This is a genomic window from Mycobacterium sp. (assembly GCF_035314665.1).
Lineage (GTDB): Bacteria > Actinomycetota > Actinomycetes > Mycobacteriales > Mycobacteriaceae > Mycobacterium.
The window spans coordinates 1-7,834 of record NZ_DATFZD010000189.1 but is presented as its reverse complement, the minus strand read 5'-3'; the positions used below and the strand labels follow the sequence as shown (position 1 = coordinate 7,834).

Below are 7,834 nucleotides of genomic sequence, written 5' to 3'. Positions count from 1 at the left end.
CGGCACCGGGAACCCGGTTCCGGATCGGCACGCCGCCGGGAATGCGGATCACGATCTCCGGCGTCGACGCCACCGAAATCGACTCGCTCGCCGACGCCGTCGCCGAGGCTCTGCACGCGATCGGACGCGCCAGCGTGTGAGATCGGGACGCGACGGTGGCAGACTGACAGCGTGCCGCCCTATCGGGACGTCGCCGCATACAACGATCGCGCCGGGGAATACGACCTGGGCTCGCGAGGTCGTATGCATCACCAGATCTCCGAGCGCACCGCCAGCCTTGCCGTGGCCACCGTTCCGACTCCCAACCGAGTGCTCGACCTGGGCTGCGGCACCGGCTACCTGTTGCGGACGCTGGCGGGCCGCTACCCCGATGCCGAACAGCTGGTCGGCGTCGACGCCGCCCCGGAGATGGTGAAGACGGCCAACGCCGTTACCCAAGACGATCGGTTGACGTTCGCCGTCGGCGTTGCCGAACAGATCGGCTACCCCGACGGAACGTTCGACTTGATTGTCAGCACAACCTCTTTCGATCACTGGTCTGACCAGCAAGCGGGGCTGCGCGAGTGCGCCCGGGTAGTGCGTCCCGGCGGCGGGCTGGTGCTCGTCGACCAGTTCTCGTGGTTGCTGCTGCCGACGATGCTCACCAGCCGCCGCGGCAAGGCCCGGACCCGGCGCCGCGCCGCCCGTCTGCTGCGCAACGCCGGGTTCAGCTCCCCGCACTGGCGCCGGTTGTATGCGGTGATCATCAACGGGGTGACGGCCACCAAGCCGGCTTAAGACTGAAACGAGCGGAAGCTGCCGTCAAGCACCTGCAGATGTCCGATCGTGCGGCCCGTCACGGCCTGCGCATCCACCAGCGCCAACTGCAGCGCCGCGCGCGCGAATTCCTCGGCCTGCGCCACGTCGTCGAAGCCGGGGGCGTAGTACGAAAGTCCGGGCGTCATAATCGGTTTGGAAGGCGAGAGGGCATTCACCGCGATGTTGTGGCCCTGCAGATCGTAGGCCGCACACCACGTCAAGTGTTCCAGCGCGGCCTTGGATCCGCCGTAGCCGGGCAGCACGCCGCCACTGCGGTCGGGATAGGGCCCGTCACCCGGTAGCCGGGCCGCCAGGGAGGTGACATTGATGATCGAGCCGCTCTTCGCGGCGATCATGTCGGGGCAGACCAGCTGGATCAACTCGTAGGCCGCGAACACCGAAATCTCGAAGTGTCGCCGGTACGCGCCCAGCGGCGTTCCCAACAGCGGCGGCCAATCGGGTCTGACCGCAGCCGACGGCGCTTTGGCCGACTTGGCGCGCACGTCCTCACCCGGCTTCGGCGGCCGGCCTGGCGCGGTGAACGCCGCGTTATTGACCAGAATCATGATGGGGCCCAACGCATCTCGGGCCTCGGCGACGAGCCGCGCGATATCGTCGCGGTCGAGCAGGTCGGCGCGGATTGCGACCGCGCGTCCGCCCGCCGACTCGATGTCGGCGACGGTGTCACCGATGGTCCCGGGCAGCCGCTCGTCCCACACGTTTTCGGTGCGACCGATCACCGCGACCGCCGCGCCCGCGGATGCCAGCGCAATAGCGATCGTCCGGCCTAATCCGCGGCTGGCGCCGGTGACGATCGCGGTCCGGCCGTCCAGTCGTCCGGTCACCGGCCCGACCCTACATCTCGGGTGACGCCGTGAACGAGGATGGCGGTGGTCTGATCGACCCAGGCGTCGTCGAGTTCTTCGTCGGGACGCAGCAGCAGCCGCAACAGCGTGGCCCCGCCGATCAACTCGATCAGCCGGTCCGGGTCGACATCGCGATGCACCTCGCCGCGGTCGACGGCCTCGCGCAGCCGCACCTGCACCGCGGTGAACAAGTCGGCGAAACGTGACATCACCCGGGCGTTCAGCGCGGAGTCGGCACTCATATCGGCGACCAGCCCGGGCAACGCGGCGCGCACCACCGGGGTGGTGAACACGTCCCGCGCGGCGGCGATCATCGCCCGCAGATCGGCCCCCATGTCGCCCGCCGGGCCGACCAGCGCCGAGGGCGCGACGGGAAACGCGGCCTCGTGCACCAATTCGGCCTTGCTCGACCACCGCCGATACAGCGCCGTCTTGGTGGTTCCGGCGCGTTCGGCCACCGCGGCCAACGTGAGATTCGAATAGCCGATGTGCACAAGCAGATCCGCGGTCGCCGTCAATATGGCAGCGTCGATACGCGGATCGCGGGGCCGTCCGGCGCCCGGGGCCTTGTCAACCAAGGGCGGGTCTGCTTTCATAACGCTACCTAGCGTATCGTAATTGCCGCGCAGACGTCTCAATGAAGGAGGCACCCGTGGCCAATGAACCCGTGCTCGACCAAGTCGACAAACTTCAGCGCTCGAGCCGCGACGTCACCACCCTGCCCGCGGTGATGTCGAAATGGCTGTCAACGGTTTTGCCCGGCGGGGCGACACCGCAGGTCACCGTGGAGAGCGGTGTGGACTCGACCGGGATGTCGTCGGAGACCATCATCTTGACCGCCCGATGGGAGCAGGACGGCAAGCCGATCACGCAGAAGCTGGTGGCCCGGGTGGCGCCCACCGCCGAGGACGTCCAGGTCTTCCCGACCTATCGGCTCGACCACCAATTCGACGTGATCCGGATCGTCGGCGAGCTGACCGACGTTCCGGTTCCGCGGGTGCGCTGGCTCGAGCCCACCGGCAACGTCTTGGGAACACCCTTCTTCTTGATGGACTACGTCGAGGGCGAGGTGCCGCCCGACGTCATGCCCTACACCTTCGGCGGCAACTGGTTCGCCGACGCGCCGCCCGAGCATCAGCGCGAACTGCAGGACGCCACCGTCGGAGTGCTGGCGTCGCTGCATTCAATCCCCGACGCGGACAGCACGTTTGACTTCCTATCCGAGGGTCAGCAGGGCAACACCGCACTGCGTCGGCACTTCAATTGGGTGCGTTCTTGGTACAACTTCGCGGTGCCCGATATCGGGCGATCACCGTTGCTGGAGCGGACTTTTCAGTGGCTGGAAGAGCATTGGCCAAAACAGGTGGCCGCCAGCGAGCCGGTGCTGCTGTGGGGCGACGCCCGGGTGGGCAACGTCTTGTACAGCGACTTTCGACCGGTGGCCGTGTTGGACTGGGAGATGGTCACGCTGGGCCCACGCGAGCTGGATGTCGCGTGGATGATATACGCGCACATGGTCTTTCAGGAATTGGCGGCTCTGGCAACGCTGCCGGGCCTGCCCGAGGTGATGCGCGAGGAGGATGTCCGCGTCACCTATCAGCGGCTCACCGGCGTCGAAGTCGGTGACCTGCACTGGTTTTACGTCTACTCGGGAGTGATGTGGGCTTGCGTGTTCATGCGCACCGGCGCCCGACGGGTGCATTTCGGCGAAACCGAGAAACCTGACGACGTGGAATCGCTGTTCTATCACGCCGGATTGATGAAACGTCTTATCGGAGAGGATCAGTAATGCTCGGACCGCTCGACGAGTACCCGGTACATCAACTCCCGCAGCCGATCGCGTGGCCGGGCTCATCGGACCGAAACTTCTACGACCGCTCCTACTTCAACGCCCACGACCGCACCGGAAACATCTTCCTGATCAGCGGCATCGGCTACTACCCCAACCTCGGGGTCAAGGACGCGTTCGTGCTCATCCGCCGCGGTGATACCCAGACCGCAGTACATCTTTCGGACGCCATCGACCAGGACCGGCTCAACCAGAACGTCAACGGCTACCGGATCGAGGTCAGCGAGCCGCTGCACAAGCTGCGGTTGATCCTCGACGAAACCGAAGGCATCGCAGCAGATCTCACCTGGGAGGGCCTGTTCGACGTCGTCCAGGAGCAGCCGCACATCCTGCGCTCGGGTAACCGGATAACGCTCAACGCGCAACGGTTCGCCCAGCTCGGCAGCTGGAGTGGCAGGATCGCCGTCGACGGACAGGAGATAGCCGTCGACCCCGCCACCTGGATCGGCAGCCGCGACCGGTCCTGGGGCATCAGGCCGATCGGCGAACCCGAACCCGCGGGCCGGCCCGCCGACCCACCGTTCGAGGGCATGTGGTGGCTGTACGTGCCGATGGCATTCGACGACTTCGCCATCGTGCTGATCATCCAAGAGGAGCCCAACGGCTTCCGGTCACTCAACGACTGCACCCGTGTCTGGCGCGACGGCCGGGTCGAGCAGCTGGGCTGGCCGCGGGTCAAGATCCACTACCGCTCCGGCACCCGCATCCCGACCGGCGCGACGATCGACGCGACCGCCCCCGACGGCACGCCCGTCCACTTCGATGTGGAGTCCAAGCTGCCGGTCCCCATCCATGTCGGTGGCGGCTATGGCGGCGACTCGGACTGGCTGCACGGCATGTGGAAGGGCGAGAAGTTCGTCGAACGACTCACCTACGACATGACGGACCCGGCGATCATCGGGCGATCCGGCTTCGGCGTCATCGACCACGTGGGCCGCGCGGTGTGCCGCGACGGCGACGGCGAACCGGTGGAAGGCTGGGGTCTCTACGAACACGGCGCGCTGGGCCGCCACGACCCGTCGGGGTTCAAGGACTGGTTAACGGTGGCGCCCTAGCCTTTTCGGGCTAACTCGTCGATGAGCGCGGAAAGCATGTCGAGGCTCATGGGTCCCGGCTGATATAGGAAGACGGTGGGTTCACGTACGCAGCGCCCATGCGGTTGACTAAGGGGCATGCCCGACGCGACCTGGACCGCCGATGTCGCCGTGGTCGGGGCCGGTTTCGCCGGCCTGACCGCCGCCCGCGAACTGATGCGGCTCGGACACGATGTGCTGGTGCTCGAGGGCCGCGACCGGGTGGGTGGACGCTCGCATACCGGCCATGTCGCCGGCATCCCGGTTGACATGGGCGGCACGTTCGTCGGCCCGACCCAAGACGCTGTGCTGGCGCTGGCGGACGAGCTTGGCATCCCGACGATCCCGACGTACCACGACGGCGCCAACCTGATCCGATGGCGCGACGCGGTCCGCTCGTACAGCGGCACGATCCCGCGGCTTTCGCTCGGCGGGCTGATCGACATCGGCCGGGTCCGTTGGCAATTCGAGCGCATCGCCCGGACCGTTCCGCTGACCGAGCCCTGGAAAGCCCGGCGCGCGGCTCGGCTCGACGGCCAGTCGCTGGGCGACTGGCTGCGGTCGGTGCGCGCGGGCGCCACCGCACGCGATCTGCTGGCCATCATGGCGCGGGTGACCTGGGGCTGCGAACCCGACGACGTGTCGATGCTGCACGCTGCACGCTACGTCCGGGCGGCCGGCGGTCTGGATCGGCTGCTTGACGTCGAAAACGGTGCCCAGCAGGACCGTTTCTTGGCAGGCACACAACAGATCGCCGTCAGGTCGGCGGCTGACCTCGGCGACCGGGTGGTGCTGGAGGCGCCGGTGCGACGCATCGATCACCGCGACGGCGGGGTCAGCGTCAGCTGTGACAAGGGACGGGCCGACGCCCGGTTCGTCGTCGTCGCGATCCCGCCGGCTCATCGGACCTTCATCGAATTCACTCCCCCGCTGCCCGCCGAATACGACCAACTCGCCAAGGTTTGGCCGCAGGGTCGACTCAGCAAGGCCTATGCCGCCTATGCCACCCCGTTTTGGCGGAGCAACGGGGCCTCCGGTGAGGCGTTGTCCGATAAGGGCCCGGTCTTCATCACCTTCGACGTCAGCCCGCAGCCCGACGGACCGGGCATCCTGCTGGGGTTCGTCGACGCCCGGAGCTTCGACGAGCTGCCCGCCGATCAGCGTCGGCAGCGCGCACTGGAATGCTTCGCATCGCTGTTCGGCGACGAAGCGCTGAGGCCACTCGACTACGTCGACCACCGTTGGGGTACAGAAGAATTCGCGCCCGGCGGCCCGACTGCCGCGGTGCCACCGGGATCGTGGACGCGGTACGGGCCCTGGTTACGCCGCCCGGTTGGACCCATTCACTGGGCCGGCACCGAGACCGCAGATAAGTGGACCGGCTTCCTCGACGGGGCCGTGCGATCCGGGCAGCGGGCCGCCGCTGAGGTCGCAGCGAAACTACGAACTGATGCGTCGGCTGCCGGCCATCATTTCGGCGAGCGCGCGTAGCTCCCGGTTGACTTCAGCGGGGCGTTCCAGCATCGAACAGTGCCCACCGGGCAGCACCACGAGGTCGACCAGGTTCGGTGCGGCCTCGGCGATCCGCCGGGATTGGACCAGCGGCGTCAACCGGTCACGTTCGCTGCCGATAACCAGGGTCGGAACGGTCAGACCGGCGAGGTTGATGTGCCGACGCTGCAACGCGTCGACCAGCGCCTTGCCGCAGCCGCCGCGCCCGGCCGGCGATGTGGTGTTGAACAGCTCGTAGATCAGGGCGCCGACCTCGGGCTCGGCGTCGCTGCCGACCGCAAGCATGGAAATCATTTCCCGGGTGGCGCGGCGCACCGCGGGCGGCACGTCGAACGAACCGAAGATGTTGACCAGGGCGCGGGCACCCAACACCCGGACCGGCGCGAACGGCGCCGGCACCGGCAGCAGCCTCACCTCGCGCAGCAAGTTACCGGTGGTGGTGTTGATCAGCGCGACGGCATCGGCGCGCCGCTCAACCTTGTGGCGGTAACGGTCCGACCAGGCAGCGATCGCCATTCCGCCCATCGAGTGTCCGGCGATGACGGCCCGCTCGCCCGGAGTCAGCGTCGCCTCCAGCACCGCATCCACATCGGCCGCGAGGTGGGCAAGGCCGTACCCGCCGCGTCGGGGGATCCCGCTGCGGCCGTGGCCGCGATGGTCAAACGCGATCACCCGGTACTCCGTGGCCAGCTCGGCGATCTGGTGGGCCCACACCCGGATGGCACAGGTGATGCCGTGCGCCAACACGATCGGATAGCCGTCTTCGGGCCCGAATACCTCGGTGTGCAGGCGGGTGCCGTCCGGGGAGCGGACGGGGACAGTGCGGCTAGGCGGCAAGGAGCCCAGCGTGCGGGCCGATCGTCGAGAACTCATCATGGCTCCCCTCGGATGCGGCGCCGTCGCCGCGTGGCGCGAGTGTATCCGAGCGGGCTATGCCAAACGGCCCAAATGACCCCGACGCTAATTAACCTGGGGTTTAGCGGCGACTGGATGGCGGCATCCTCGATGCGGCCGATCTGGCTGATCCTGTTTAGGGAGATCCCGATTTGAAACTTTATGCCGCACAGCAGCCTATAGGCTCGCACTATCGAGGGAATTGGGCTGAAAGAGGAGCGAACGATCATGGCAATTGACGCGGACACCCGGGCACACACACCGGTCGAGGACAGCTTTCGCGGTGATTTTGAGAAAGACACAGCCGCCACGCAGCGATACTTCGACAGCGCACGGTTCGACGGAATCACTCGGCTCTACTCCGCCCGCCAAGTCGTAGAGCAGCGCGGCACCATCCCCAGCGATTACATCGTGGCGCGAGAGGCGGCGGAGGCCTTCTATCCTCGGCTGCGCGAGCTGTTCGCCCAGCGCAAGAGCATCACCACCTTCGGCCCGTACTCGCCGGGGCAGGCGGTGGCCATGAAGCGGATGGGCATCGAAGGCATCTACCTCGGCGGGTGGGCGACGTCCGCCAAGGGCTCGATCAGCGAAGACCCGGGGCCCGACCTGGCCAGCTACCCGCTGAGCCAGGTGCCCGACGAGGCCGCCGGCCTGGTCCGCGCGCTGCTGACCGCCGACCGTAATCAGCAGTACCTGCGGCTGCGGATGAGCGACGAACAACGCGAAAGAACGCCGGCGGTCGACTACCGGCCGTTCATCATCGCCGACGCCGACACCGGCCACGGCGGCGATCCGCACGTGCGCAACCTGGTCAAGCGGTTCGTCGAAGCGGGCGTGCCGGG

General features: G+C 67.4%; 7 protein-coding genes and 1 pseudogene. 5 read left to right on the top strand and 3 right to left on the bottom strand.

Annotation, left to right across the window (positions count from 1 at the left end):
- The first annotated feature begins 171 nt into the window (after window positions 1-171).
- Window positions 172-777, top strand: a complete 606-nt coding sequence (locus tag VKI00_RS14790; protein WP_324438566.1) for a class I SAM-dependent methyltransferase — start codon at window positions 172-174, stop codon at window positions 775-777.
- Here VKI00_RS14790 and VKI00_RS14785 read toward each other — a convergent pair.
- Window positions 774-1,643: an SDR family oxidoreductase gene (locus VKI00_RS14785; protein WP_324438564.1), complete on the bottom strand. Its 870-nt coding sequence runs from the start codon at window positions 1,641-1,643 to the stop codon at window positions 774-776. The two genes, VKI00_RS14790 and VKI00_RS14785, sit on opposite strands and share 4 nt — an antisense overlap.
- Window positions 1,640-2,260, bottom strand: a complete 621-nt coding sequence (locus VKI00_RS14780) for a TetR/AcrR family transcriptional regulator (RefSeq protein WP_324438562.1) — start codon at window positions 2,258-2,260, stop codon at window positions 1,640-1,642. Before VKI00_RS14780 ends, VKI00_RS14785 begins: the two co-directional genes overlap by 4 nt.
- A gap of 56 nt (window positions 2,261-2,316) precedes the next feature.
- Here VKI00_RS14780 and VKI00_RS14775 point away from each other — a divergent pair, with 56 nt between their 5' ends.
- From VKI00_RS14775 to VKI00_RS14765, 3 genes are all read left to right on the top strand, one after another.
- On the top strand, window positions 2,317-3,453 hold the full coding sequence (locus VKI00_RS14775; protein ID WP_324438560.1) for a phosphotransferase family protein: 1,137 nt from the start codon (window positions 2,317-2,319) through the stop codon (window positions 3,451-3,453).
- Window positions 3,453-4,568 (top strand): hypothetical protein, encoded by a 1,116-nt coding sequence (locus VKI00_RS14770; RefSeq protein ID WP_324438558.1) that lies wholly within the window; start codon window positions 3,453-3,455, stop codon window positions 4,566-4,568. The genes VKI00_RS14775 and VKI00_RS14770 overlap by 1 nt, the downstream gene beginning before the upstream one ends.
- A gap of 117 nt (window positions 4,569-4,685) precedes the next feature.
- The gene (locus VKI00_RS14765; protein ID WP_324438556.1) at window positions 4,686-6,077 is read left to right on the top strand and encodes a flavin monoamine oxidase family protein; all 1,392 of its coding nucleotides are present in this window, start codon (window positions 4,686-4,688) and stop codon (window positions 6,075-6,077) included.
- On the opposite strand, the gene VKI00_RS14760 is transcribed toward VKI00_RS14765, so the two are convergent.
- Complete coding sequence (locus VKI00_RS14760) at window positions 6,027-6,971, bottom strand: alpha/beta hydrolase (RefSeq protein WP_324438554.1); 945 nt, start codon at window positions 6,969-6,971, stop codon at window positions 6,027-6,029. The two genes, VKI00_RS14765 and VKI00_RS14760, sit on opposite strands and share 51 nt — an antisense overlap.
- 249 nt (window positions 6,972-7,220) lie before the next feature.
- Between VKI00_RS14760 and VKI00_RS14755 the strand changes: the two are divergent.
- Window positions 7,221-7,834: pseudogene (locus VKI00_RS14755) on the top strand (isocitrate lyase); the annotation flags it as partial.